26 protein-coding genes are annotated in these 25,020 nt (G+C 67.3%); 9 read left to right on the top strand and 17 right to left on the bottom strand.

Features of this window, described 5'->3' with window-relative positions:
• Window positions 1-387: 387 nt before the first annotated feature.
• From FEZ61_RS19830 to rutA, 12 genes are all read right to left on the bottom strand, one after another.
• The gene (locus FEZ61_RS19830; RefSeq protein ID WP_201973636.1) at window positions 388-1,080 is read right to left on the bottom strand and encodes an isochorismatase family cysteine hydrolase; all 693 of its coding nucleotides are present in this window, start codon (window positions 1,078-1,080) and stop codon (window positions 388-390) included.
• Window positions 1,077-2,003: an ABC transporter permease gene (locus tag FEZ61_RS19835; protein ID WP_173150152.1), complete on the bottom strand. Its 927-nt coding sequence runs from the start codon at window positions 2,001-2,003 to the stop codon at window positions 1,077-1,079. The genes FEZ61_RS19830 and FEZ61_RS19835 overlap by 4 nt, the downstream gene beginning before the upstream one ends.
• Window positions 2,000-3,127, bottom strand: coding sequence for an ABC transporter permease (locus FEZ61_RS19840; protein ID WP_068384219.1), 1,128 nt, complete (start codon window positions 3,125-3,127; stop codon window positions 2,000-2,002). The genes FEZ61_RS19835 and FEZ61_RS19840 overlap by 4 nt, the downstream gene beginning before the upstream one ends.
• A complete protein-coding gene (locus tag FEZ61_RS19845; protein ID WP_173150154.1) occupies window positions 3,120-4,634 on the bottom strand; it encodes an ABC transporter ATP-binding protein in 1,515 nt (504 codons plus the stop codon). Before FEZ61_RS19845 ends, FEZ61_RS19840 begins: the two co-directional genes overlap by 8 nt.
• A gap of 118 nt (window positions 4,635-4,752) precedes the next feature.
• Entirely contained in the window at window positions 4,753-5,844 is a 1,092-nt protein-coding gene (locus FEZ61_RS19850; RefSeq protein WP_068384223.1) for a BMP family ABC transporter substrate-binding protein, read from the bottom strand.
• 20 nt (window positions 5,845-5,864) lie between these two features.
• Entirely contained in the window at window positions 5,865-6,251 is a 387-nt protein-coding gene (locus FEZ61_RS19855) for a VOC family protein (protein ID WP_068384225.1), read from the bottom strand.
• The gene (locus FEZ61_RS19860; protein ID WP_068384227.1) at window positions 6,251-7,270 is read right to left on the bottom strand and encodes a 2-oxoglutarate and iron-dependent oxygenase domain-containing protein; all 1,020 of its coding nucleotides are present in this window, start codon (window positions 7,268-7,270) and stop codon (window positions 6,251-6,253) included. The genes FEZ61_RS19855 and FEZ61_RS19860 overlap by 1 nt, the downstream gene beginning before the upstream one ends.
• Window positions 7,271-7,621: 351 nt before the next feature.
• The gene (locus FEZ61_RS19865) at window positions 7,622-8,146 is read right to left on the bottom strand and encodes a flavin reductase (RefSeq protein WP_068384229.1); all 525 of its coding nucleotides are present in this window, start codon (window positions 8,144-8,146) and stop codon (window positions 7,622-7,624) included.
• A gap of 4 nt (window positions 8,147-8,150) precedes the next feature.
• Window positions 8,151-8,936, bottom strand: coding sequence for a pyrimidine utilization protein D (rutD, locus tag FEZ61_RS19870; protein ID WP_173150156.1), 786 nt, complete (start codon window positions 8,934-8,936; stop codon window positions 8,151-8,153).
• An 85-nt stretch (window positions 8,937-9,021) separates the two neighbouring features.
• Window positions 9,022-9,405 carry a pyrimidine utilization protein C gene (gene rutC / locus FEZ61_RS19875; protein ID WP_017642623.1) on the bottom strand — a complete coding sequence of 128 codons (384 nt, stop codon included), beginning with the start codon at window positions 9,403-9,405 and terminating at the stop codon, window positions 9,022-9,024.
• A 5-nt stretch (window positions 9,406-9,410) separates the two neighbouring features.
• The gene (rutB, locus tag FEZ61_RS19880; RefSeq protein WP_017642624.1) at window positions 9,411-10,139 is read right to left on the bottom strand and encodes a pyrimidine utilization protein B; all 729 of its coding nucleotides are present in this window, start codon (window positions 10,137-10,139) and stop codon (window positions 9,411-9,413) included.
• Window positions 10,139-11,227: a pyrimidine utilization protein A gene (gene rutA, locus FEZ61_RS19885; protein WP_017642625.1), complete on the bottom strand. Its 1,089-nt coding sequence runs from the start codon at window positions 11,225-11,227 to the stop codon at window positions 10,139-10,141. Before rutA ends, rutB begins: the two co-directional genes overlap by 1 nt.
• A 342-nt stretch (window positions 11,228-11,569) precedes the next feature.
• Between rutA and rutR the strand changes: the two genes are divergently transcribed.
• A complete protein-coding gene (gene rutR, locus FEZ61_RS19890; protein ID WP_082900391.1) occupies window positions 11,570-12,256 on the top strand; it encodes an HTH-type transcriptional regulator RutR in 687 nt (228 codons plus the stop codon).
• Here rutR and FEZ61_RS19895 read toward each other — a convergent pair.
• Window positions 12,253-13,158, bottom strand: coding sequence for an alpha/beta fold hydrolase (locus tag FEZ61_RS19895; protein ID WP_173150158.1), 906 nt, complete (start codon window positions 13,156-13,158; stop codon window positions 12,253-12,255). The two genes, rutR and FEZ61_RS19895, sit on opposite strands and share 4 nt — an antisense overlap.
• A 127-nt stretch (window positions 13,159-13,285) precedes the next feature.
• Between FEZ61_RS19895 and FEZ61_RS19900 the strand changes: the two genes are divergently transcribed.
• Both FEZ61_RS19900 and FEZ61_RS19905 read left to right on the top strand, forming a co-directional pair.
• Window positions 13,286-13,714, top strand: coding sequence for a GNAT family N-acetyltransferase (locus FEZ61_RS19900; protein ID WP_017642628.1), 429 nt, complete (start codon window positions 13,286-13,288; stop codon window positions 13,712-13,714).
• Between the two features lie 21 nt (window positions 13,715-13,735).
• Window positions 13,736-14,230, top strand: a complete 495-nt coding sequence (locus FEZ61_RS19905) for an ankyrin repeat domain-containing protein (protein ID WP_173150160.1) — start codon at window positions 13,736-13,738, stop codon at window positions 14,228-14,230.
• Window positions 14,231-14,235: 5 nt separating this feature from the next.
• Here the strand turns inward: FEZ61_RS19905 and eutC are convergent, their stop codons facing one another.
• The 3 genes from eutC to eat all read right to left on the bottom strand — a co-directional run bounded on the left by eutC (window position 14,236) and on the right by eat (window position 18,020).
• The gene (eutC, locus tag FEZ61_RS19910) at window positions 14,236-15,051 is read right to left on the bottom strand and encodes an ethanolamine ammonia-lyase subunit EutC (protein WP_173150162.1); all 816 of its coding nucleotides are present in this window, start codon (window positions 15,049-15,051) and stop codon (window positions 14,236-14,238) included.
• 189 nt (window positions 15,052-15,240) lie between these two features.
• On the bottom strand, window positions 15,241-16,632 hold the full coding sequence (locus FEZ61_RS19915) for an ethanolamine ammonia-lyase subunit EutB (RefSeq protein WP_064307545.1): 1,392 nt from the start codon (window positions 16,630-16,632) through the stop codon (window positions 15,241-15,243).
• Window positions 16,629-18,020: an ethanolamine permease gene (gene eat / locus FEZ61_RS19920; protein WP_173150164.1), complete on the bottom strand. Its 1,392-nt coding sequence runs from the start codon at window positions 18,018-18,020 to the stop codon at window positions 16,629-16,631. The genes FEZ61_RS19915 and eat overlap by 4 nt, the downstream gene beginning before the upstream one ends.
• Window positions 18,021-18,359: 339 nt before the next feature.
• Between eat and FEZ61_RS19925 the strand changes: the two genes are divergently transcribed.
• From FEZ61_RS19925 to ureC, 6 genes are all read left to right on the top strand, one after another.
• Window positions 18,360-19,403 (top strand): AraC family transcriptional regulator, encoded by a 1,044-nt coding sequence (locus FEZ61_RS19925; RefSeq protein ID WP_173150166.1) that lies wholly within the window; start codon window positions 18,360-18,362, stop codon window positions 19,401-19,403.
• A 945-nt stretch (window positions 19,404-20,348) separates the two neighbouring features.
• Complete coding sequence (locus FEZ61_RS19930; RefSeq protein WP_160923971.1) at window positions 20,349-21,188, top strand: urease accessory protein UreD; 840 nt, start codon at window positions 20,349-20,351, stop codon at window positions 21,186-21,188.
• An 83-nt stretch (window positions 21,189-21,271) separates the two neighbouring features.
• Window positions 21,272-21,574: an urease subunit gamma gene (gene ureA, locus FEZ61_RS19935; RefSeq protein WP_007162996.1), complete on the top strand. Its 303-nt coding sequence runs from the start codon at window positions 21,272-21,274 to the stop codon at window positions 21,572-21,574.
• 10 nt (window positions 21,575-21,584) lie between these two features.
• Window positions 21,585-22,094, top strand: a complete 510-nt coding sequence (locus FEZ61_RS19940; RefSeq protein WP_173150168.1) for a GNAT family N-acetyltransferase — start codon at window positions 21,585-21,587, stop codon at window positions 22,092-22,094.
• Window positions 22,091-22,396, top strand: coding sequence for an urease subunit beta (locus tag FEZ61_RS19945; protein ID WP_160923973.1), 306 nt, complete (start codon window positions 22,091-22,093; stop codon window positions 22,394-22,396). The genes FEZ61_RS19940 and FEZ61_RS19945 overlap by 4 nt, the downstream gene beginning before the upstream one ends.
• A 165-nt stretch (window positions 22,397-22,561) precedes the next feature.
• A complete protein-coding gene (ureC, locus tag FEZ61_RS19950; protein WP_173150170.1) occupies window positions 22,562-24,262 on the top strand; it encodes an urease subunit alpha in 1,701 nt (566 codons plus the stop codon).
• 144 nt (window positions 24,263-24,406) lie between these two features.
• On the opposite strand, the gene FEZ61_RS19955 is transcribed toward ureC, so the two are convergent.
• Window positions 24,407-24,937 (bottom strand): transposase, encoded by a 531-nt coding sequence (locus FEZ61_RS19955; RefSeq protein WP_346342872.1) that lies wholly within the window; start codon window positions 24,935-24,937, stop codon window positions 24,407-24,409.
• Window positions 24,938-25,020 lie beyond the last annotated feature (83 nt).

The following is a 25,020-nucleotide window of genomic DNA, read 5'->3' on the forward strand; positions in this document are numbered from 1 at the left end:
ATACAAGGTTGGGCTGAGACGGCTCCACCGTCGAAGCCCAACACGCGGGGGCTGGCCTTGGGCACCGTTGGGCTTCGCTGCGCTCAGCGCCAACCTACAAGAAACCAATGCCCTTGTAGGTTGGGTTGAGACGGCTCCATCGTCGAAGCCCAACACGCGGGATCTGGCCTTGGGCACCGTTGGGCTTCGCTGCGCTCAGCGCCAACCTACAAGAACCCAATGCCCTTGTAGGTCGGGTTGAGATAGCTCCATCGTCGAAGCCCAACACGCGGGATCTGGCCTTGGGCACCGTTGGGCTTCGCTGCGTTCAGCGCCAACCTACAAGAACCCAATCCCCTTGTAGGTTGGGTTGAGACGGCTCCATCGCCGAAGCCCAACGGACCGCGGTCAGGACCCGCTGCCAGCACCCCAGGCCGCGAGCAGATCCCGGGATTCCATCACCAGCCCCAGGTGCAGGGAGACCATGCTCAGCGCCGCCCGCTCCAGGCTTTCATCGGTTCCTCGCACCAGGTCGCGCAGGACGATCACCCTGTAGGTGCGGTTGCTGGCGTCGAAGGCGGTGTTGAGCACGCAGCAGTCGGTGAAGCCGCCATCCAGCACCACGGTGGTGATGCGCTGGTTGCGCAGCAGGAAGTCCAGGTCGGTGGGATAGAAGGCCGACAGCCGCCGTTTGTTTTCCACCCGCAGGTCTTCGGGCAGGACCTCGGTGAGCAGCTCGGTCCAGGGCGAGCCTTCCAGGGCATGGGCGTCGGCATTGGGAATCGGCCCCACGTGCAGCGGAAAGGTCCGCCGCCAGGCCGCAGGAATACCGCCCAGGTCATCGGCGCCATTGGCGCGCAGCACCGATTTCACATGGACGATGCGCACGCCCAGGGCGCGGGCCTGGCGGTGGAAGGCGTCCACCGGCGCCACCAGGTCACGGGCGCGCGGCGCCGGGCAGGGGCAGTCCGGCGAGGCGTCCAGGTGGCCGCGGTGCAGGTCGATGGACAGCACCGCGGTGGTGCTCGGGTCCAGGTAATCGGCGAAGTCCGCCCGCGCCAGCAGCCGGGGTTCCTCATAGACGAAAGCGCGCAGGCTCATCGGCGTTCCTCACGGACATAGGCTTCGCCCAGGGCGCCGGGTTGGCTCAGGCGGTCACGCCCGGCCAGGGCGACCCAGATCATCACGCCCAGGGTGACGGCATAGGGCGCCATCAGGATGAAGTATTGCGACAGCCGCACCCCGGCGGCGGCCAGCTGCGGAATCAGCGCCTCGATGCAGCCGAACAGCAGCGCCCCGGCCAGGGCGCGCCAGGGCGACCAGCGGGCGAAGATCACCAGGGCCACGGCGATCCAGCCACGGCCGCCGGTCATCTCGGCGATCCACAGCTTGGTACTGAGCACGGCGATGTAGCCTCCGGCCAGCCCCACCAGCGCCGCACCGGCAAGGATCGCCAGCAACCGGTAGCCGGCCACCGAGAGACCCGCCGCATCGGCCGCCTGGGGATTCTCGCCCACCGCCCGCAGGCGCAGCCCGGGGGTGGTGCACTCGAGCCAGGCGATCACCGCGAAGAAGATCAGCGGGGTCAGGTAGACCAGCAGGTTCTGCTGGAACAGCCGCCCCACCAGCGGCAGATCGGACAGCGGCCAGAGCGCCAGCGCCGGCAGCCCGGCCACCGGCTGGTTGGTCCAGCCCCAGAGGGTACCGAGCAGGCCGGTGAGGCCCTGGCAAAAGAACACCAGGGTCAGGCCGGCGATCACCTGGTTGATGCGCAGCCAGATCACCATGACCGCGAACAGCAACGAGACCAGCGCCGCCGCGCCCATGGCCGCCAGCAGCGCCAGGCCGGCATTGCCCAAGGCCAGCTGCGCGCCGATGCCGAACAGCGCGCCGACCAGCATCAGGCCCTCGGCATGCAGGGCCAGCACCCCGGATCGCTCGGTGAGGATCAGCCCCAGCGCCGCCAGGGCGTAGGGTAGGGCGAAGTCGGGGACGTTACCCAGCCAGCTGGCGAACAGATTCAAGCGGCACCTCCCTGGCTGCGTCTGAGCCTATGGCGGATGAAGAAATCCGAGGACGCCACGCAGATGACGATCAGCGCCTGGATCAGCTGCACCATGGCGAAGGGGATCTGGTAGAACACCTGCAGATTGCGCCCGGCGACGAACAGGGTCGCCACCAGGAAAGCCACCACGGCGGCGGCCAGGGGGTTGTTGCGCGCCAGGAAGGCGATGAGGATCCCGGAGAAGCCATAGCCCTGGTAGAAGGATTGGGTCAGCCGCCCCTCCTGCCCGGCCGCCACCACGAAGCCGGCCAGCCCGGCCAGGGCGCCGGAAGCCAGCACCGTGGCAAGGATGGTGGCGCGCACCGGCACGCCGACGGCGCCGGCCACCCGCGGATTGGCGTCGACGAATTTCAGGTAGAGCCCGGCCCGGCTAAGGGCGACGAACCACCAGGCCAGCACCGCCACCAGCAGCGCCAGGGGCACCGCCAGACTCAGCCCGGGCAACAACTCCGGCAGCCGTTCGAAGGGGCGGAACAGCGGTGAATAGGGAAAGGCGTCGCGCGGGTCCTTCCAGGGACCGAACACCAGGTGCAGCAGGAAGTTGGCAGCGATGTAGTTGAGCATCAGCGAGGCGATGATCTCGTTGACTCCCAGGCGCAGCTTGAGCAACAGGGGCGCCAGCGCCCAGAGCAGGCCGCCGAGCAGCGCCGCCACCAGCATCAGCGGCAGGCGCAGGGCTTCCGGGCCGATCTCGAACAGCGACACTGCCGTGGCGCCGATGGCCCCCCAGATCATCTGGCCTTCCAGCCCCAGATTCCAGAAGCGCGCGCGAAAGGCCAGGCAGCCGGCCAGACCGACCAGGATCACCGGCGCGGCCTGGAACAGGGTGGCCTGCAGACTCTGGGCATCGAACAGGGTGGCGACCACGAATTCGTTGAGCAACTCGCCGGCCGGCACCCCGGCCAGCACCAGGATGGCGGCCGACAGCCCCAGGCCGACCAGCAACGCCAGGCCGAGGATCAGCGCCTGCCAGGGCCAGGCCAGCTGCTGGCGGATCTCCAGGGTGTAGCGCCGGCTGAACAGCGGTTGCCGTGGTCGCGGGCCATCGACCTGGGAAAGCGGAGCACTCAGGGGTTCAAGCATGATTCACCATGGCATGGCCGATCGCCTGGCGATCGGCGGGTCGCTGGAATTCGGCGACGAGGCGTCCGGCGCTCATCACCCCGATGCGGTCGGCGAGGGCCAGTACCTCGTCCAGGTCTTCGCTGATCAGCAACACCGCGGCGCCGGCCTCGCGGGCGGCCAGCAGCCGTGCCTGCACCTCGGCGCCGGCGCGCACGTCGAGGCCACGACTGGGGCTGTGGGCCAGCACCAGCCGCGGTTCGCGACCGAATTCCCGGGCGATCACCAGCTTCTGGGCGTTGCCGCCGGAGAGCAGCGCCGCCTTCTGCCGCACCGAGCGCACGCCCTGGACATCGAATTGCGTGACCGCCGCCTGGGTCGCCTCTTCCTGGGCGCGGCGATCCAGGCGGGCGAAGCCACCGAAGCGACCGGCATGCACCGCGCCGATGGCGAAGTTGTCAGCCACCGACAGGGACCCGGCCAAGGCGCTGCCATAGCGGTCGGCGGGAATGGCGGCGATGCGCAGATCGCGGCGGCGAGCGCCGGCAGCCGCGGCCAGATCACCGAAGCCCTCCAGCCGTACCTCGCCTTCGCAGGGCTGCGGCAGGCCCATCAGCACGTCGGCCAGCTCGCCCTGGCCGTTACCGCCAACCCCGGCGATGCCATAGATCTCCCCAGCGCGCAGCTCCAGGTCGATGCCATCCAGGGCGCGGCGCCCGCCACGTTCCGGGGTGCGTAGGCCGCGCACCGTCAGCAGCGGTGCCCCGGCAGCACGTCGCGGGGTGTCGGCGAGCGGCTGGGCGTCACCCACGGTGAGGCGTACCAGTTCGTCCACCGACACCTCGGCGGGGTCCAGGCTGCGCAGGGTGCGGCCGCCGCGCATCACCGTGAGGCGGTCGGCGTAGGTCAGGGCGTCCTGCATGCGATGGGTCACCAGCACCACCGCTGCGCCCTCCGCTGACAGGGCGCGCAGGGTCTCTAGCAACCGCTCGCCTTCGCCATCGGTAAGTACTGCGGTGGGTTCGTCGAGGATGAGGATGCGCGCCCCGGCCAGCAGCACCTTGAGGATTTCCACCCGCTGCTGCTCGGCGATGGACAGGTCCGCCACCCGCTGCTCCGGGCGGATGGCGAAGCCCAGGGCGGCCGCCTGCTGGCGGATACGCTCGCTGATCTCGACCAGGCGCCGGCGATGACTACCCTGCCCCGCCGGCAGGCCGAGCAGGACGTTCTCGGCGACGCTGAAGGGCCGCACCAGCTTGAAGTGCTGGTGGACCATGCCGATGTGCAAGCGCGCGGCGTCCGCCGGACCGCGCAGCCGCACCGGGTTGTCGTCCACCAGGAGCTCACCGGTCTCCGGCGCATAGAGGCCGGCAGCGATGTTCATCAGCGTCGACTTGCCTGCGCCGTTCTCGCCGAGCAGCGCATGCACCTCGCCCCAGCGCACCAGGAAATCCGCCTGCTGCAGCGCCTGGAAGCCATCGAAGGTCTTGCCGACGCCGCGCAGTTGCAGGGCGTTGTGTCTTTTCATGCTGGTCGGCCTTTGTCCAAGGATCGCCTCCGTGGAAAACGCTGCGCGGTTTTCCACCCTACCCAGGCGTTAGCTCCGGTGCCGGGCCTGGAGAGGCCCGGCACCCAGGGGTGAGCCGCTACTTTTGCGTCGTCACGCCCTGGACGAACCAGTCCATCTGCCACAGCGCCGGGTCGGACAGTACCTGGCCGGCGGGGACGCGCTCCTTGCCGTCGCGATCGCTCAAGGGACCGGCGTAGATCTGCTTGCCCTTGAGCAGGGCCTCGCGCTCGGCGAGGATCTTCTCCTGGGCCGCCTTGGGCACGGCGTCGCCAAAGCCGGCGATGTCGGTGCCGCCGTCGGCCATGGACACCAGGGCGCCGTTGGGTGCAGGTTTCCAGTGGCCGGCGATGACCTTCTTGAGCTCGGGCACCAGGAAGCGATCCCAGACCCACACCGAGGAGCAGAGGGTGGCCTTGGGCGCGAACTGGCGCATGTCGCGGTGGTGGCCGGTGCCATAGACGCCGCGCTCCTGGGCGACGATCTGCGGCGTGGGGGTGTCCACGTGCTGGCCGATGACGTCGGCGCCCTGGTCGATCAGGGCGGCGGCCGCGGCGCGCTCCTTGACCGGATCGTTCCAGCTGCCGGTGTAGATCACCGTGAGGGTGGCGTTGGGATTCATCTGCCGGGCGCCCAGCTCGTAGGCGTTGATGGTCCAGTTCACCACGCCGAAGGGATTGGCGGCGACGAAGCCCAGCTTGCCGGTCTTGGAGGCCGCGCCCGCGGCCATGCCGCAGAGGTACTGACTCTCGTAGGTGCGGCCGTAGAAGGATTCCAGGTTACGGCCGTTGGTGGTGCCCGAGGCGTTGAGGAAGGCCACCTCGGGATACTGCTCGGCCAGTTGCTTGAAGGTGTCGGAATAGCCGAAGGCGGTGCCGATGACGATGTTGGCGCCGCGCTTGATGAAACGCTCGGCGGCCGGGCGGATGGCCGAGGCGGTCTCCGGCACGTTTTCCACGAACTGGATCTTCAGGCCCAGTTCCTTCTCGATCTTGACCCGCGCCTCGTCCATGGCCTGGGTCCAGCCGCCGTCGTTCTTGGCGGTGAAATACAGCATGGCGATCTTCGGCTCGCCCTTGAGGGTGAAACCCTCGTCGTCCGCCTGCGCCACGGCGCCCAGTCCCACCAGCGCCAGCACACACGCCACTCTTCCCAGCCATCTGCTCAGCATCGTCTCGTCCTTAGTCTTGTCTACAGCATGTAGTTGATACGGAATACGTTGCCTTCCGGGTCCAGCAGCACGGCCTGGTACCAGTGGTAATAGGTTTCGTAGGGCGCCTTCACCAGGCGCGCACCGGCGGCCTCGGCCACCGGCACCAGCCGGTCCACCTCGGCGCGGCTGCCCACCTCCAGATTGAGCAGGAAGCGGCAGCCTTCACTGCCGGCGAATTCGCCCAGCCCCAGCAGTTCATAGGCCTCCGGCGCATTGAAGCCGATGGCGGTCTTGCCGGTGTCCAGACCGCGAAAGATCGGCGAGCGGATCGCCTCGATCTCCGGGAAACCGAACACCCGCTGGTAGAAGCCGCTCAGGGCCACCACGTCGCGGGCGAAGACGTTGACGTAGGAAAGACTCGGCATCAGGCCACCCGCACGCCGGTCTGGGTGCCACCAAAGGTGGTCTGCTTGACGAACTTGGATCTCAGGTGGTCGCCCGAGGTGATGGGCGCATGGCGCGGCGGCGTGCCGGGCGTGGCGCAACCGGGCAGGCATTCGATGAGGGTGTCGTAGTTGGGCTGGTGGAAGAACACCAGGGACTGGCGGCGGGTGTCGCAACCGGCATCCGCCGGTGGATTCACCACCCGGTGCAGGGTCGAGACCCAGCGGTCGTTGGTCCACTGCATCATCAGGTCGCCGATGTTGACCACGAAGCTGCCCGGCACCTTGGGCACGTCCACCCACTCGCCGTCGGCATTGCGCACCTGCAGCCCGCCGGGGGCGTCATCGGGACGGACGATGGTCAGGCTGCCGTAGTCGGTATGGGCACCGGCGCGCAGCTGGCCAGGCAGCGCCGCTTCCTTCTGGTGGGGATAGCAGAGGGTGCGGAACATGCTGATGTGGCGATCGATGCGGCTGTCGAAGTAGGTCTCCGGCAAGTCCAGCCCCAGGGCGAAGAGCCGCATCAGGGTGCGCGCCAGGTCGCTCATGGCGGCGAAGTACTCGGCATAGGCCTGGCGAAAGCCGGGAATGGCCGCGGGCCAGACATTGGGCGCGAAGTGCGGCCCGGCTTCGGGGCCGCGGTAATAGGCCGTGGCCGGAACATCCAGAGGGCCAATGGAAAAGGACTCCTTGAGATCCCCCGGCGCCGCCTCTTCCAGGCTGTAGGACAGGCTTTCCTCGGCCACCGCGCTGTAGCCGCGCACCTGATCCGAGCGCGGTCGATCAGCCTTGCGTTTCTCCGCCAGCGGCAGGTCGAAGAAGGCTCGCGACAGGCGCGAGACACGCTCGACCAGTTCTTCGGGCACCTGATGGTGAGTGATGACCAGAAAGCCGATATCGCGGCAGGCCTGGTCGACGGCCTTGGCCACCGCCTGCTTGCCGGCGGCAGAACCTTCGAAGTAGGGAGCCAGATCGATAATGGGAACACTGGACAGCGGCATGACGGACCTCACGAGTGGGACGAAAGGAGACAGCGCGACGCACGTTCACCGGGCAGGACGGCAGCAGGGAAATTGCAACCGTTGTGCCATCTTTGGACCATTTGGTAAAAACTATAAAAGCCAATAAAAACAGCGCGTTGAGGGCGATACTCAGGATCCGCTGATGGTGCGCTGCACCTCGAACGGTCAGCGTGCACCGGGGTGGCGCCTGGGGTGCGGTTAAGGCTGACAGGGAAGGCTTTGGGGTGTTGGATCGGCTGGGCGGTGTTGGGCTTCGCTGCGCTCAACCCAACCTACAGCGGTCATGGGTTGGGTGGAGACGGCTCCCTCGTCGAAGCCCGACAGCCCCCGCTAGGCCAGCTCGTGATAACGCCGATCGAAATACAGTAGGCCACCCTGACCACCCGGCTCGGCCACTCCCAGCACCTCGCAGAGCAGCAGGTCGTGGCTGCCCACCGACTGCACTCCGGCGATGCGGCAATCGCAGGCCACCAGGGCGCCGTCCAGCACCGGCGCACCGGTGGCGAGGCGCGTCCAGTTCGCCGCGGCGAAGCGTTCGGCCATGGCGGTCTTGCCCCCGAAGAGGTTGGCCAGCGTCTGCTGGCCGGCGGCCAGGACGTTGACGCAGAGCACGCCGTTGGCGCTGAAGGCCGGATGCACCGAGGCGCCGCGGTTGAGACAGACCAGCAAGGTCGCCGGGCTGTCGCTGACGCTGCACACGGCGGTAGCGGTAAAGCCGGCCAGGCCGGCCGGACCGTCGGTGGTGACGAGGTTGACCGCGGCGCCCAGGCGCGCCATGGCCCCCCGGAAGAGGTCGCGGTCGACAAGAGTGGCGGGCGTAGTGGCGGATAGGGGCACGGCATGGGCAACGGACATGGCGTTACGCCTCCAGGGCTTGGCTGAGATAGTCGAGTACCACCCGGTCGAAGGTGGCGGGGGCGGTGACACTGGAAGCGTGGCCGCCCCACTCCAGCAACTGGAGGGTGGCCTGGGGCAAGCCTGCGGCCAGGCGCTGGGACGAGGTCCAGGGCACCAGCACGTCGTCGCGGTTGGCCAGCACCAGGGTCGGTACCTGGATACGTCCCAGCTCGGCGTCCACATTGAAGGCCAGCAGCGCGCCGATGCGCCGCAGGACGTTGGCCTCACCGGGGAAGTGCGCCAGGGCATGGGCTTCGTCGGCGGTCAGGCGCTCGCCCTGTTCGGCGATCCAGGTGGCCGGATAGAGAAAGATCGCCTGGGCCTGGACATAGGCCGCGGCGCCGCTGTCGCGCAGCAGCCGTTGGCGCAGGGCGAAGCAGCGCGCGGTGTGCGGATTAGGTCGGCTCCAGGCGTTGACCAGCACCTGGCGACGGATCAGGCCCGGCCGTAGCAGCTCGGCCTGCAGGCCCACCAGACCGCCCAGGGCATGGCCCATGAACAGACAGTGGTCGAGTTCCAGGCGATCGGCCAGCGCCAGCAGGTCCTCGGCCATATGCTGGATGCAATAGTCGGCGGGCAACTCGGCCGGGCTCCTGCCGGTGCCGGGCTGGTCGTAGACCACCACCCGGAAACGTTCGCCCAGAGTCGCCAGCTGTGGCGCCCAGAAGGCCCCGGCGCCGCCCAGCCCGGAGCTGAGCAGCAGGGTCTCGGCCGCCGGGTCCTGGCGGCCATGGAGTTCGAAGTGCATGGGCGGTCCTTTAAGGTTGGGTGGTTGAGGCTTCCCCTCACCCCAGCCCTCTCCCAGGGGGAGAGGGGGCTAGACGGAGCGCGGCCTAGCCGACATGGGCGATGCTGGCGATCTCGATCAGGGCGTCGGGCTTCACCAGGCCGCACTGGATGCAGTAGCGCGCCGGCTTCTCGCCAGGAAAGAATTCGGCGTACACCGCGTTGATGGCGGCGTAGTTCGCCCAGTCGGTGAGCATGATCATGTTGAAGGTGACGTCGGCCATGCTGCCGCCAGCCGCCTCCACCACGCCCTGGATGGTGGTGAGCACGTGGCGTGCCTGGGCGGCGGCGTCGCCGACATGGACCACGTTGTTCTGGGCATCGAACGGCAGGGTGCCGGAGACATAGAGCACGCCATCGGCCAGGCTGCCGGGCACGAAGGGGGCGATGGGGGTACCGGTACCGGCTGGGATCACGGCTTGCTTGGGCATGGTGCTCAGTCCTTGGCGAAGGTGGTGTGGAAGTCGGCGCAGCTGGCGACCCAGCCGAAGAAGGTCTCGATGTTGAACAGCGCGGCGTCGTGGGCCGAACGGGGTCCGGCCTGGTGGCAGGCGTCGTGCAGGCAGACGCCGAAGTATTCGAGGAAGAAGCCGTCCCGGAGGGTCGACTCCACGCAGACGTTGGTGGCGACGCCGACAAACACCAGGTTGCGGATGCCACGGGCGCGCAGCAGGCTGTCCAGGTGGGTGTTGTAAAAGCCGCTGTAGCGGGTCTTGGGCACCACCAGATCGGCGGCCGCCGGCTGCAGCTGATCCACCAGGGCATAGTCCCAGCCGCCCTTGGCCAGCAACTGCCCTTGCAATTCGGGTCGCTTGCGCATGGTCTTCAGGGCATTGGACTTGTGCCAGTTGGGCGAACCCGGTCCGCCCGCCTCGCGATACTCCGGATCCCAGCCATTCTGGAACCAGACCACCTGGATACCGGCGCCGCGGGCGGTCTCCACCACGGCGGCGACATTCTCGATCACCGGGCCGGTAGCGGAGACGTCGAAGCCGGCCAGGTCCAGGTAGCCGCCCTTGCTGGCATAGGCGTTCTGCATGTCCACCACGATCAGCGCCGTCTCGCTGGCCTTGAGCCGCAGCGGTTCGGGCCGCGCCGGCAGCGTCACGGCTTCGGCGTCGCTCGCAGGCAGGGCATAGCCCGCCAGGGTTTCCACAGCGTTCATCAGGCACTCTCCTTGAGCAGCTCGACGTGACGGCGGCTCTGCATCAGCGGCTGGATGCGCTCGCCGAAGTCGGTCACGCCCTGGACGAAGTCATCGAAGGTCAGCAGCACCCCGCTGGCCCCGGGCACCTCGGCGATCTCGTCCAGCATCCGCGCCACGCTGGCGAAGGAACCCACCAGGGTGCCCATGTTGATGTTGACCGCCGAGGTCGGATCGGCCATCTGCCGCACATTGGTGTCGCTGCCGGACTTGGTGTCGGCGGCGGCCTGGGCGCCCAGCCAGGCGATGGCCTCCTCGTCGGCCCCGGCCTTGTAGTGCTCCCACTTGGCGCGGGCCGCCTCGTCGGTCTCGGCGGCGATGATCATGAACAGGGCGATGGAGGAGACCTCGCGCCCGGTCTTGGCGGTGGCCGCCTGCAGCCGCTCCACCGCCGGGGCGAAGGCCTTGGGCGTGTTGACGCCCTTGCCGAAGACAAAGCTGTAGTCGGCATGTTCGGCGGCGAAGGCCAGGCCGGCATCGCTCGCCCCGGCGCAGACGATCTCCATGGGCGCCTGGGGCTGCGGACTGACCCGGCAGTCCTCCATGCGGAAGTGCGCGCCCTGGAAGTCCGACTGGCCGGTGCCCCAGAGATCGCGCAGCACCTGGGCGTATTCACCGAGGTATTGATAGCGACTGGCAAAGAATTCATCGCCCGGCCAGAGCCCCATCTGGCTGTATTCGGGCTTCTGCCAGCCGGTGACCAGGTTGACGCCGAAGCGGCCGCCGGAGATGCAGTCGATGGTGGCGGCCATGCGCGCGACGATGGCCGGCGGCAGGGTCAGGGTCGCGGCGGTGGCGAACAGCTTGATGCGCGAGGTCACTGCCGCCAGGCCCGCCATCAGGGTGAAGGATTCCAGGTTGTGGTCCCAGAATTCGGTCTTACCGCCGAAGCCGCGCAACTTGATCATCGACAGGGCGAAGTCGAAGCCGTAGTGCTCGGCGCGCTGCACGATCTCGCGATTCAGCTCGAAGGTGGGCCGGTACTGGGGCGCGTTTTCCGATAGCAGCCAGCCGTTGTTGCCGATGGGAATGAAGACACCGATGTTCATCGCTCGCACTCTCCCGCAGTCAGGAATCGAAGCGCATCCAGATGCGCCGTTGCTGCAGGATCGGAGCAGAAAGCTTGCCAAGTCTTGAAAGTTCAAGCCAATCAAACACTTGGGGTCTGTTCGAGAATAAAGCTGGACCATTTGGTCCAGATTAGAGCACCTAGTTTGTGCAAGGCGCCCGAATCCGGGGCATGAAGGCCGGCGCGCCATGCTAGAGTTCGGAGACTGACGCGCTACCTTTCGGGGTCCGCCGATGATTCGTCACCAGGAAGGTGCGAAGCTCAACGACCGCGCCTGCAGCCGGCCCGCGTCAGATGTCCAAGAAGGCCCAAGGAGCAGTTCGTGAGTCAGGCCAGTGATCTTCCGCCACGCAAGTCCCGCCAACCCAGCCCTGCCGCCCAGCAACGCCGGCAGCGCCAGATAGAAGCCAAGCGCGCCCAGATCCTCAGCGCGGCGCTCGATATCTTTTCCCGCTTCGGTCTGCACGGCGCCAGTCTGGATCAGGTGGCGCTGCAGGCGGACGTCTCCAAGACCAACCTGCTCTACTATTTCAGCAACAAGGAAGAGCTCTATGTCGCCGTGCTGCGTCAGCTGCTGGCGACCTGGCTGAATCCCCTGCGCACCTTCAGCGAAGACCAGGAACCCCTCGACGCCCTGCGCGGCTATCTGCGCCAGAAGCTGGAGATGTCCCGCGACTATCCCGCCGAGTCCCGGCTGTTCTGCCTGGAGATGGTCCAGGGCGCACCGCTGCTGCTGCCCGAATTGCAGGGCAGCCTGCACGACCTGATGGATGAGAAGACCCGGGTGATCCGCACCTGGATCGCCGCCGGCAAGCTGGCGCCGGTGGATCCGCACCACCTGATCTTCAGCATCTGGGCCATCACCCAGCACTATGCGGACTTCCGGGTGCAGGTGCAGACCCTGTGCGGCCGCTCGCTGAAGGATCCGCTGTTCTTCGACGAGGTCCTGCAGGGCCTGGAGACGCTGATCATCGACGGACTCAGGCCCCGCGCCGGCGACCCGGCCTAGGCCGCCAGGAAGAAGTCGGCGAACAACTCGCTGAGCCTCGGCCAGAGCGGTGCCGGCAGGTCATGGGCCATGTCCGGTATCAGCTCGAAGCGGGCGCCGGGAATGGCCCGCGCCACGGCGCGACCACAGGCCGGACGCAGCAAGGGATCCCGCGCGCCGTGCACCACCAGGGTCGGCGCCTGGATGCGGCGGGCGAAGACGCGCAGATCGCCGCTGCCGAGCAGGGCGAACAACTGCCGCTGCACCCCCTCCACATCCACCCCGCGCGCCAGGATGCGCTGCACCAGCCGTTCCAGATCGGCCTCGCTCTGGCGATACCTCGGACTCTCGATGCCGCGCAGCAGGGCCTTCTGCCGGGCGAGCGCCGCCTCCACCGGCAGATCGGCCGGGGGTCGCAGCAGCAGGCTGCCAAGCAGCTTGAACGAGGGTGGCGGCAACAGCGGCTGATTGGTCGACGAGAACAGGATGCCCAGCCGCGCCACCCGCTGTGGCCAGTTGGCGGCAAGGATCTGGGCGATCATGCCGCCCATGGAGCCGCCCAGTACGAAGGCGCGTTCCAGCCCCAGGTGATCGAGCAGCCCGACCGCATCGGCGGCCATGGCTTCCAGGCGATAGGGCACGGCGCTGGGCTTGCCCAGTTGCGCCCGCCCCAGCACCGGCCACAGTGAAGGCGGCCGTCCACCCGGCCAGCTCAGCCGCGAGGACTGGCCGACGTCGCGATTGTCGAAACGGATCACCCGCAGGCCCCGGCGTACCAGGGCCTCGCAGAAGCCTTCCGGCCAGAGCAGCAACTGGGCGCCAAAGCCCATGATCAGCAGCAGCGCCGGATCAGCGGGATCGCCCCAGTCCTCATAGGCCAGCTCGAGGGCGCCGACCCGGGCGCGACCTTCACGTATGTCCATGGCTCCCTCGCGAGACGGCTAAAGGGCCATGCTACCCCAAGGCCGCCCCGGCGAAAGCGGCAGAACCGGGCGGTCACGCAGCACTGCTGCGCTATGCTCGGACAGACCTCTTCCCGAGACCTTCGCCATGTCCGCAGCACCCCTGGTTTACCACCTGACCGACGAAGCACGCGAAGACCTGCGCCAGGCCATCGCCGCGCCGCTGAGGCGCTACAACGACAGCCAGGCGGGCCCGAGCGGTTACCGGGCCCTGGTCATCAGCCTGACCCGCGGCGGCGAAGCCCTCGGCGGCCTCTGGGGCTATACCAGCTATGGCTGGCTGACCGTGCAGTTGCTGGCGGTGGACGAGGCCGTCCGCGGCCAGGGCGCCGGCCGCGAGTTGCTGCTGCGCGCCGAGGCCGAGGCGAGCAGCCGCGGTTGCCACGGCGCCTGGCTCGACACCCATGAGTTCCAGGCCCGCGGCTTCTACGAGCGCCTGGGCTATGAAGTCTTCGGCGAGCTGGCGGACTATCCGCCGGGCTTCGCGCGGTACTTCCTGCGCAAGGCGCTGGGTTGATCGGCCAGCTAGCGAGGGACCATGCGCACTTTCCTATTTCAGACGCTGGGTCTGGTAGCGCTGCTGGCGCTGGCCGACAGCAGTCAGGCCGACCCTGGCATCAAGGTGATCGATGAACGCGGCTGCCTGCTAGGCCTCACCACGGGCGGGAAAATTCGGACTCAACCAACGCTGGACTTTGTCGGCGCCCACTACGATGAGCCAGGGATACGTCGGGAAGTGCTCTTGCAGATGGCGCAGACCGCCCTAGCCGCCGGCTGTCCGGCCGATGAGCCGGTCGATACCGGCGGCCTGACGCCACTCAACGCCGCCATCCTCTTCAATCGGCCGGACCTGGTCGCGCTGCTGTTGCGCTACGGTGCTGATCCGCAGCGACCTATCCGGCGTCCGGGCAAGGCGTCGGATGGTTGGAATTCCTATCAGCTGCAGGGCTTTCTAAAACAGAAACGGCCCCTCGATCGCAGTGCAATCGACCGCCTGCTGGACAGGCATCGTCAAGCCAGCGCGCGTCCCTGAACCCCCTAAGACGCCGTCAGGAAATTTCCCACTCGGGCGTTTTCTTCCCCACCCTCCAGCAGCGGCACCTCGGCTTCGTCCTTGAGTTGCACGCCGGACAGTTTGCGCCGATCCGCCTCGCGCATCAGGTAGAGCAGCTTGTGCGCGGCCAGGCCATAGGCGAGGCCTTCCAGGCGCACGTTGGAGATGCAGTTGCGATAGGCGTCGTTGAGGCCAGGGCGTGGGCCATAGGTAAAGTAGAGGCCGAGGCTGTCGGGCGAACTCAGGCCCGGGCGTTCGCCGATCAGCATCACCAGCAGCCGCGCCTTGAGCAGGCCGCCGATCTCGTCACCCACCGCCACCCGCCCCTGCTCCACCAGGGTCACCGGGGCCCAGCGCCAGCCCTCAGCCTGGGCCTGGTCGGCCAGGCGCTTGAGGAACGGCAGCGCATGGCGATGCACCGCCAGGGCGGAGAGGCCATCAGCGATGACCACGGCGACGTCGAAGCCCTCGGGATGCTCGGCGGCATAGGCCTGTAGCTTACGGGCGGATTCCTCCGACAGCTTGCGTCCCAGGTCGGGGCGCTGCAGATAGGTGTGTCGATCCGGCGCGGCGCTCTTGAGCACCAGGGTCTCGCGGCCCTGGGCGGTCAGGCCTTCACGCAGCGCCTGGTGATCGAAGGCCAGGTGCACGGCATCGCGGGCCTGGGCATGGGCGGCCTGGAAGTCCAGCTGGGCGGCAGTGGGCAGGCTGGTGCCGGCGCGGCCCAGGGCGATGCGCGCCGGGGTCAGGCGACGCAATTCGGCCCAGGGATCGGGGCGGGCGGTGTCGGAGTCCTTCATGGCAACCTCCTCGGTAGGTTGGGTTGAGACGGCTTCATCGTCGAAGCCCGACAAGCAAGGATTGGGGCTGGCACTCGGCCCTTTCGTAGGTTGGGTTGAGATGGCTCCACCGTCGAAGCCCAACAGGCACGAGTCGAGCCTGGCAACGTTGGGCTTCGCTAACGCTCAGCCCAACCTACGAAAAACCATTCAAATCTGCGCCAACACCCGCTGGAACGGCGCCGGCAGGCCCTCGCCGAGGCGGAAGCGGCCGTCCTCCAGGCGCAGGATGCCCAGGCGGTCGAGCCAGGCGGCGAATTCCGGTGCCGGTTGCAGGCCCAGCACCTGGCGGGCATAGAGGGCGTCGTGGAAGGAGGTGGTCTGGTAGTTGAGCATCACGTCGTCCGAGCCCGGGATGCCCATGATGAAGTTGATACCCGCCGCGCCCAGTAGGGTCAGCAGCATGTCCATGTCGTCCTGGTCGGCCTCGGCATGGTTGGTGTAGCAGATGTCGCAGCCCATGGGCACGCCGAGCAGCTTGCCGCAGAAATGGTCTTCGAGACCCGCGCGGATGATCTGCTTGCCGTTGTAGAGGTACTCGGGGCCGATGAAGCCGACCACGGTGTTCACCAGCAGCGGCTTGAATTGACGGGCCACGGCGTAGGCACGCACCTCGCAGGTCTGCTGATCGACGCCATGGTGGGCGCCGGCCGACAGCGCACTGCCCTGCCCCGTTTCGAAATACATGAGGTTGTCGCCCAGGGTGCCGCGTCGCTGCGACAGTCCGGCTTCATAGCCCTCCTGCAGCAGCGCCAGGCTGATGCCGAAGCTTTCGTTGGCGCCCTGGGTGCCGGCGATGGACTGGAACACCAGGTCCACCGGCGCACCGCGCTCGATGGCGGCGATGCTGGTGGTGACGTGGGTCAGGACGCAGGCCTGGGTCGGGATCTCGTAGCGCTGGATCACCGCATCAAGCATCTTCAGCAGCTCGCAGATGCCGCCCGTGCTGTCGGTGGCCGGGTTGATGCCGATCACCGCATCGCCGTTGCCATAGAGCAGGCCGTCGAGAACGCTGGCGGCGATGCCGGCCGGATCGTCGGTGGGATGATTGGGCTGCAGCCGGGTCGACAGTCGTCCACGCAGGCCGATGGTATTGCGAAAGCGGGTCACCACCCGAACCTTCTGCGCCACCAGGATCAGGTCCTGGATGCGCATGATCTTGGACACCGCGGCGACCATCTCCGGGGTCAGCCCCGGGGCCAGGGCGGCGAGACTGGTCTCGTCGGCCGCCGCACCCAGCAGCCAGTCGCGGAAGCCGCCCACGGTGAGGTGGGCGACCGGGGCAAAGGCCTCGGCATCGTGCGTATCCAGGATCAGCCGGGTGACCTCGTCGGCCTCGTAGGGGATCACCGCCTCGCTGAGAAAGTGCTTGAGTGGCACTTCGGCCAGCGCCATCTGCGCTGCCACCCGCTCCACGTCGCTGCCGGCGGCGACTCCGGCCAGGACATCCCCGGAACGCGCCGGGGTGGCCTTGGCCAGCAGTTCCTTGAGATCGGCGAAACGCCAGGTCTGGCCGCCCACGCTATGCTGGAAACCGCTCATGCTACCTCCCGGGTTGCGCTGCGCAGAGCCTCGCCGAAGGCGGCGTCGGGTGCAATGTCGCCCTGTCTACGGCTGAGACCGCAGACCAGCGCGCCTATCACCATCAGCACCACGAAGACGCTGGCGATCACCGGGTTGTACCAGACCATGGCGATCAGGCAGACCACCGCCAGCACCAGGGCGATGGCTGGCACCACCGGATAGCCCGGGGCGCGGAAGGTGCGCTCCAGGTTCGGCTCGCTGCGGCGCAGCTTGAACAGGCTGAGCATGCTCATGATGTACATGACGATGGCGCCGAACACGCTCATGGTGATCATGGCGGCGGTCAGGGTCATGCCCTGCAGGCTGATCACCCCGTCGCTGAAGATGGCGGCGATGCCCACCACGCCGCCGGCCAGCACCGCCCGGTGCGGCGTCTGGAAGCGCGACAGCTTGGCCAGGCCGTGGGGCAAAAAGCCGGCGCGGGCCAGGGCGAAGAATTGCCGGGAATAGCCGAGGATGATGCCGTGGAAGCTGGCCACCAGCCCGAACAGGCCGATGCCCACCAGCAGGTGCAGCCACACGGAGCCCTCGCCCACCACTCCCTTCATGGCCTGGGGCAGCGGATCGTTGATGTTGGACAGCGCCCGCCAGTCGCCCACGCCGCCAGCGAAGATCATCACGCCGATGGCCAGGGTCACCAGGGTGAGGATGCCGGCGATGTAGGCCTTGGGAATGGTGCGCTTGGGGTCCTTGGCTTCCTCGGCGGCCATGGCCGCGCCCTCGATGGCGAGAAAGAACCAGATGGCGAAGGGGATGGCGGCGAACATGCCACCCACCGCCGCCAGCGAGAACTGGTCCTGCCCGGCCCAGCCACCGCGGGTGAAGTTGGCCAGACTGAAATCCGGCGCCACCACCCCCATGAAGATCAGCAACTCGATCACCGCCAGCACCGTGACCACCAATTCGAAGGTGGCGGCGATGCTCACCCCGAGGATGTTCAGCGTCATGAAGATGAAATAGGCCGCCACCGCGCACAGCTTGGGATCGAGGGCGGGAAACTGCACATTGAGGTAGGCGCCGATGGCCATGGCGATGGCCGGCGGGGCGAAGACGAATTCGATCAGGGTGGCGATCCCGGCGATGGTACCGCCCCGGGGGCCGAAGGCGCGGCGGCTGTAGGCGAAGGGGCCGCCGGCATGGGGAATGGCGGTGGTCAGCTCGGTGAAGCTGAAGATGAAGCAGGTGTACATCACCGCCACCACCAGCGCGGTAACCAGAAAGCCCAGGGTCCCGGCGACGCCCCAGCCATAGCTCCAGCCGAAGTACTCCCCGGAGATCACCAGACCCACGGCGATACCCCAGAGGTGCAGGGTGCCGAGGGTCGGCTTGAGTTTCTCGTTGGTCATGACAGGCCACTCCCCTTGTAGCGACGTGATCCGAATGGGCGACCGCGATCCCGCGATGCCCGGCTTTTTCGAGCTTAAACAGGCCGGGGCCGTGCCGACTTGACCGCTCGGCACGGCCGCTGTGACCTTGGGTCAAGTCGGCGTTACTCCTCTTCCCAGGCTGCTACCCAAGGCCGCACCACCCTGGTGCGATGTCCGATCCCTCGCCCTGCGATGGGGCACATCAAGGGGCCGAATAGCGTGAAGCCCTCGACGTTATGGTCCCTGCTCTGGATCGACTGCCACCCTGGGGCACAGCCTTTGCTTCATTCATGCCGATCCCCTCCCTGGACCCACTCCATGCCCCTGGCCGCCTCTGGCTTCGCCGCCCTGACCTCAATGTCGCGCAACCTCGGCGTGCTCTCTGCCGCCGCCAGCGGGCTGGACACCGTCATCACCAGCCACGGCGGCGATGTCGATCGCATCTTCGGCACCGCCGGCATCGATCCGGAACAGTTGCAGCATCCCACCCTGAGCCTGGGGCTGGGCAACTACTGCCGGGTCCTGGAAGAAGCCGCCGCCCAGTCCGGCTGCGACAATTTCGGGCTGCACTACGGGCAGCAGTTCAAGCCGCAGATGCTCGGTCTGCTGGGTTACGTGGGACTCTGCTCGCCCACCGCCGAGGCGGCCCTGCAGAACTTCGCCGCCGCCTTTCCCTTCCACCAGCACAGCACCCTGATCCAGCTGGTGGACGCCGGCGATTGCTGGCGCTTCGACTACCAGGTACGCCACGGCGCCATCGTCGCCCGCCGCCAGGACGCCGAGCTGACCCTGGGCATGCTGCTCAACCTCTTGCGCCATGTGCTCGGCCCGACCTGGGCGCCGCGGGCGGTGCAGTTCGAACACCCCCGGCCCGAGGGCTGGCACGAGCATCGCCGGCTGTTCGAGGCCCCGGTCAGTTTCGGCCAGCCGTGCAACGCCATGCTGGTGCCCAAGGTCGACCTGCGCGACCGCGCCATGCCCGACCACGATCCGCTGCTCCTGCTGGTGGTACAGGACGCCATCCGCCAACTCGGCCAGCGCCTGCCGCAGCTGGAACTGCTCGAAGAGGTCCGCGCCTCGGTACGCCTGGCCCTACCCCTGGGCGAACCCAGCCTGGAGTCCATCGCCCAGCGCCTGGACCTGTCCACCAGCCAGCTGCAGCGCCGCCTGCGCGACCAGGGCGCGAGCTTCTCGGCGCTGGTCGAAGGCGTCCGCCGCGACCTGGCCCAGCACTACCTGCGGCAGCGGCTGCCGGTCACCGACCTGGCGCCGCTGCTGGGCTACTCGGAGACGAGCGCCTTTTCGCGGGCGTTTCGGCGGTGGTTTCAGGTGAGTCCGCGGCAGTGGCGGGGGATTTCGTAGGGAAGGGTCGGCGCGCCGAAGACCGGCTGACGTAGATTGGTGCTGAGCGGAGCGAAGCCCAAAGCACCTGTGCTCATCGGTACCCAGCCGATTACTGAAGTCTGCTGAGACTTTTTGTTTCGCCCACCCGGGCGAGTCACTTTTGCCAATCGCGGCAAAAGTAACCAAAAACGCTTGCCCCGGACATCCGGCCCTTCGCTGCGCTCCGGGTCCGCTCACGCCAGCGCCGTTCCGGGGTCGGTCCAGATGGGCCGTCCATGGCCCACTGGACCTCTCGCCGCATCCATGCGGCTCGACCCACTCCACGACACTGGCGCTTGCCCTCCTGAACGGGGCGATTCGCCAGCCTGAAAGTGTTGGTTGAAGAACCATAAAACCCGTAGCCCGTAGCGTGGACAGCGTCGCCTTGTCCACTGATAGTGTCGGTACCTTCCAGTGGAAAACGCTGCGCGGTTTTCCACGCTACAAACCTGTAAACATCCGGACATCAGGCTTGCGCCCCGTCCCCGTCAGTGAGGCCGAGTGTAGGTGTCGTGGAAGGGGATGCGAGGCAGGACGCCGAGCAAGGCGCGAGGGGCAGGAAGCCCCTTCGTGCCGTGCCCCCGGAGCGGCGCCGGAGCGAGGGAGACGTAGCGAAGTGGAGTAACAGCCGCAGGCTGGCCCGAAGGGTGAGCGGAGCGAATCACCCGGAGCGCAGCGGAGGGCCGAAACGTGGGGTGTGCTTTCTTTTGCTTACTTTTCTTTGCACCGGGCGGCGATCCGCAAGCAAAGAAAAGTAAGTCGCCGGCCAGGCGAAACAGGAACTACATACAAAACTCAGCAAATAGCCCGGGCACCTATCCCGACGCCCTCCATAGCGCCCCCGCTTCACAAATACCCCCCACCCGGTCAGATTCTTGCAAGGCCCTCCCCAAACGGCCCAACCAAAACAACGACCAACCCCCGATGACCTCTGCTCTACCTCCTGCCCTCTTCACCCCCGCCTGGCTGGCGCGCCTGGAGCTGGCCTATGCCCGCCAGGGCGACTGGACCCGGCCGACCACCCGCCGCCACGTCGGCCCCTTGCGGGTGCAGAAACATCTGCACGCCGAAGGTCCCGAGGTCTGCCAGCACATCCTGGTGCATCCACCGGGCGGCATCGCCGGGGGCGATCGGCTGGACATCGACGTCAGCGTCGGCGAGAACGCCTGGGCCCAGCTCACCAGCCCCGGGGCGGCCAAGTGGTATCGCGCCGACAGCACGGCGCATCAGCAGATCGAGCTGCGCGTCGCCGCCGGCGCTACCCTGGAATGGCTACCCCAGGAGACCATCGTCTTCTCCGGCGCCCAGGCCCATCTCGCCACCCGTATCGAGCTGGCAGGCGACGCCCGCCTCTGCTACTGGGACATCGTCGCCCTGGGCCGCCCGGCCAGTGCCGAGCGCTTCACCGAGGGGCTGTTCCAGGCGCACCTGGACATCCGCCGCGACGGCACTCCGCTGTGGCATGAGCGCCAACGCCTGGTCGGCGCGGATCGGTTGCTGGACTCGCCCATCGGCCTGGCCGGTCAGCCGGTGTTCGCTACCCTGCTGATCACCGGCACCCTGGACGCCGATACCCTGGCGCGCTGCCGCGACCTCGCCCTGCCGGTACGCGGCGACCTGACCCAGCTGCCCGGCCTGGTGGTCGCCCGCTGCCTGGCCGCCGAATCCCTGCAGGCCCGCGCCTGGCTGATCGACCTCTGGCGCCTACTGCGCCCGGCCCTGCTCGGCCGCGCCGCCATGCCGCCACGGATCTGGAGCACCTGAGGCCGCGACACTCTTGTAGGCGCGGCCCATGGCCGCGATGATCGACCGACTTTCCTTGACCGCATCTGCCAACCGGAACACCCATGGACCTGACGCCCCGCGAAAAAGACAAGCTGCTCATCTTCACCGCCGGCCTGGTGGCCGAACGCCGCCTGGCGCGTGGGGTGAAGCTCAACTACCCGGAAGCCATGGCGCTGATCTCCGCCGCCCTGCTCGAAGGCGCTCGTGACGGTCGCACCGTCGCCGAGCTGATGCACTATGGCACCACCCTGCTGACCCGCGACCAGGTGATGGAAGGCGTTCCGGAGATGATCCCGGAGATCCAGGTGGAAGCCACCTTCCCCGACGGGACCAAGCTGGTCACCGTCCATCAGCCGATCGCCTAGGGAGACCGCCATGAGTCTGATCGTCCGCGACGCCACGCCTGCCGACCTGCCGGCCGTGCTGCACATCTACAACGACGCCGTCAGCAACACCACGGCGATCTGGAACGAGACCCCGGTGGACCTGACCAACCGCCAGGCCTGGTTCGACCTGCGCGCCACCCAGGGCTACCCCATCCTGGTCGCCGAGAATGCCGACGGCGCGGTGGTGGGCTATGCCTCCTTTGGCGACTGGCGGCCCTTCGAGGGCTTTCGCCACACCGTCGAGCACTCGGTCTACATCCATCCCGACCAGCGCGGCCAGGGCATCGGCCCGCGCCTGATGACGGTGCTCATTGAACGCGCCCGCGCCTGCGACAAGCACGTGATGGTGGCCGCCATCGAGAGCGGCAACCAGGCCTCCATTCGCCTGCACGAGCGCCTGGGCTTCATCACCACCGGGCAGATGCCCCAGGTCGGCACCAAGTTCGGTCGCTGGCTGGATCTCACCTTCATGCAACTGATGCTGGAGCAGCGCCCATGATCCCCGGCGAATACCAGATCCAGGACGGCGACATCGAGCTCAACGCCGGCCGCCGTACTCTCAGCCTGACCGTCGCCAACAGCGGCGATCGACCGATCCAGGTGGGCTCCCACTACCACTTCCACGAGACCAACGACGCCCTGGTGTTCGACCGCGCCCTGTCCCGTGGCATGCGCCTGAACATCGCCGCCGGCACCGCCGTGCGCTTCGAGCCGGGCCAGAGTCGCGAGGTGGAACTGGTCGAGTTGGCCGGCCTGCGCACCGTCTACGGCTTCGCCGGGCGGGTGATGGGGAAGCTGTAGGGGTACTCCGGCTCTTCGCCTTTTACGCGCTCCCTCACCCCAACCCTCTCCCAAGGGGAGAGGGGGCTCAAGAACAGACACCGAGCTCCCGCTCTTCTCCCTCTCCCTCCGGGAGAGGGTCGGGGTGAGGGCAAACCGGACCACCTTTATTCGGGATTCACACCTATGAAAATCTCCCGCCAAGCCTATGCCGACATGTTCGGCCCCACCATCGGCGACCGGGTGCGCCTGGCCGATACCGAGCTCTGGATCGAGATCGAAGAAGATCACACCGTCTACGGCGAAGAAGTGAAATTCGGCGGCGGCAAGGTCATCCGCGACGGCATGGGCCAGAGCCAGCTGCTGGCGGCCGAGGTGGTGGATACCGTCATCACCAATGCCCTGATCGTCGATCACTGGGGCATCGTCAAGGCCGATGTCGGCCTCAAGCAGGGCCGCATCCACGCCATCGGCAAGGCCGGCAACCCGGATATCCAGCCCGGCGTCAGCGTGCCCATCGGCGCCGCCACCGAGGTCATCGCCGGCGAGGGCATGATCCTCACCGCCGGTGGCATCGACTCGCACATCCACTTCATCTGCCCGCAGCAGATCGAAGAGGCGCTCATGAGCGGCACCACCACCATGATCGGTGGCGGCACCGGCCCGGCCACCGGCACCTATGCCACCACCGTGACCCCCGGTCCCTGGCACATGGCGCAGATGCTCAAGGCCGCCGACGCCTTCCCGATGAACATCGGCTTCACCGGCAAGGGCAACGCCAGCCTGCCCGGGCCGCTGGAAGAGCAGGTGCGCGCCGGCGCCATCGGCTTGAAACTGCACGAGGACTGGGGCACCACCCCGGCCGCCATCGACAACTGCCTGGCGGTGGCCGATCGCTTCGACATCCAGGTGGCCATCCACACCGACACCCTCAACGAATCCGGTTTCGTCGAGACCACCCTGGGCGCCTTCAAGGGTCGCACCATCCACACCTACCACACCGAGGGTGCCGGGGGCGGCCACGCGCCGGACATCATCAAGGCCTGCGGCTTCCCCAACGTGCTACCCAGCTCCACCAATCCGACGCGGCCCTTCACCAAGAACACCATCGACGAGCACCTGGACATGCTCATGGTCTGCCACCATCTGGACCCGAGCATCGCCGAGGACGTGGCCTTCGCCGAGAGTCGCATCCGCCGCGAGACCATCGCCGCCGAGGACATCCTCCACGACCTCGGCGCCTTCGCCATGATCAGCTCCGACAGCCAGGCCATGGGCCGCGTTGGCGAGGTCATCACCCGCACCTGGCAGACCGCCGACAAGATGAAGAAGCAGCGCGGCCCGCTGCCCGAGGATGGCGTCGGCAACGACAACTTCCGGGTCAAGCGCTACATCGCCAAGTACACCATCAACCCGGCGATAACCCATGGCATCAGCCACGAGGTGGGTTCCATCGAGGTGGGCAAGTTCGCCGACCTGGTGCTCTGGCGCCCGGCCTTCTTTGGCGTCAAGCCGACCCTGATCCTCAAGGGCGGCGCCATCGCGGCCAGTCTGATGGGCGACGCCAACGCCTCCATCCCCACCCCGCAACCGGTGCACTACCGCCCGATGTTCGGCAGCTACGCCGGCATGCTTCACGACACCAGCCTGACCTTCATCAGCCAGGCCGCCTTCGACGCTGGGGTGCCCGAGCAACTGGGGCTGAAGAAGCGCATCGGCGTGGTGAAGGGCTGCCGCACCGCGCAGAAGAGCGACCTCATCCACAACGACTATCTGCCCACCATCGAGGTCGATCCGCAGAACTACCAGGTCAAGGCCGACGGCCAGCTGCTCTGGTGCGAACCGGCCGAGTTCCTGCCGATGGCACAGCGGTATTTTCTGTTCTAGAGGGCCTGTTCCAACGGCACGGCCTGTTGGGCTCCGCTGCGCTCAGCACCAACCTACGGGTGCCCAACGTCGCTTGGACACGGCGTGGAGAGTTGAACCGCGTAGGTTGGCGCTGAGTGTAGCGAAGCCCAACACGACCAACTCTCACCGCTCGCCCACCGCCCAGTCCTCATCGCGCTGTCCTGCCCAATCCGCCGGCAGGACGCCCGCTCGCACATAGCGATGGATGGACGAATAGGGCCACTCCACCGCCCTACGCGCATGGCCGTGCTTCACCGGGTTGAAATGGATGTAGTCGAAATGTCGCTGCAGATCCTGCTCGTCCCGAATCCGGTGCTCCCAATAGCGTCTTTGCCAGACGCCGCGTTCGCGTTTCAGCCGGCGCGACAGATTCACCGTCTCCAACGGCGGTAACTGCCGGGAGAAACCTGCCTTGATCAGGCTCCAACGCAGCGGATAGTCACCATCATCGTCCGGCAAGCGCCAGAGCGCGTGCAGGTGATCGGGGAGGACCACCATGGCGAGGACATCGAAGGGATGCCGGACCTTCACCTCGCGCACGGCCTGCCTGAGCGATCCGATATGGTCGACGAGCAGGGTGGCCGAGCGGTCATTGAGATTGAGCGTGAAAAAGAAGATGCCGCCCGCGGCGCGGCTGCGTCGATAGTCCAAGATCACCGTCCCTGGTGAATGGAAAGTCGTAGTCTAGAGCCTTTTCCAGTGCCTTTGGATAGATCGTGCCTGTTGGGCTTCGCTGC

This window comes from Pseudomonas sp. MS15a(2019) (assembly GCF_013277805.1).
In the GTDB taxonomy this organism is placed as follows: Bacteria; Pseudomonadota; Gammaproteobacteria; order Pseudomonadales; family Pseudomonadaceae; genus Chryseomonas; species Chryseomonas benzopyrenica.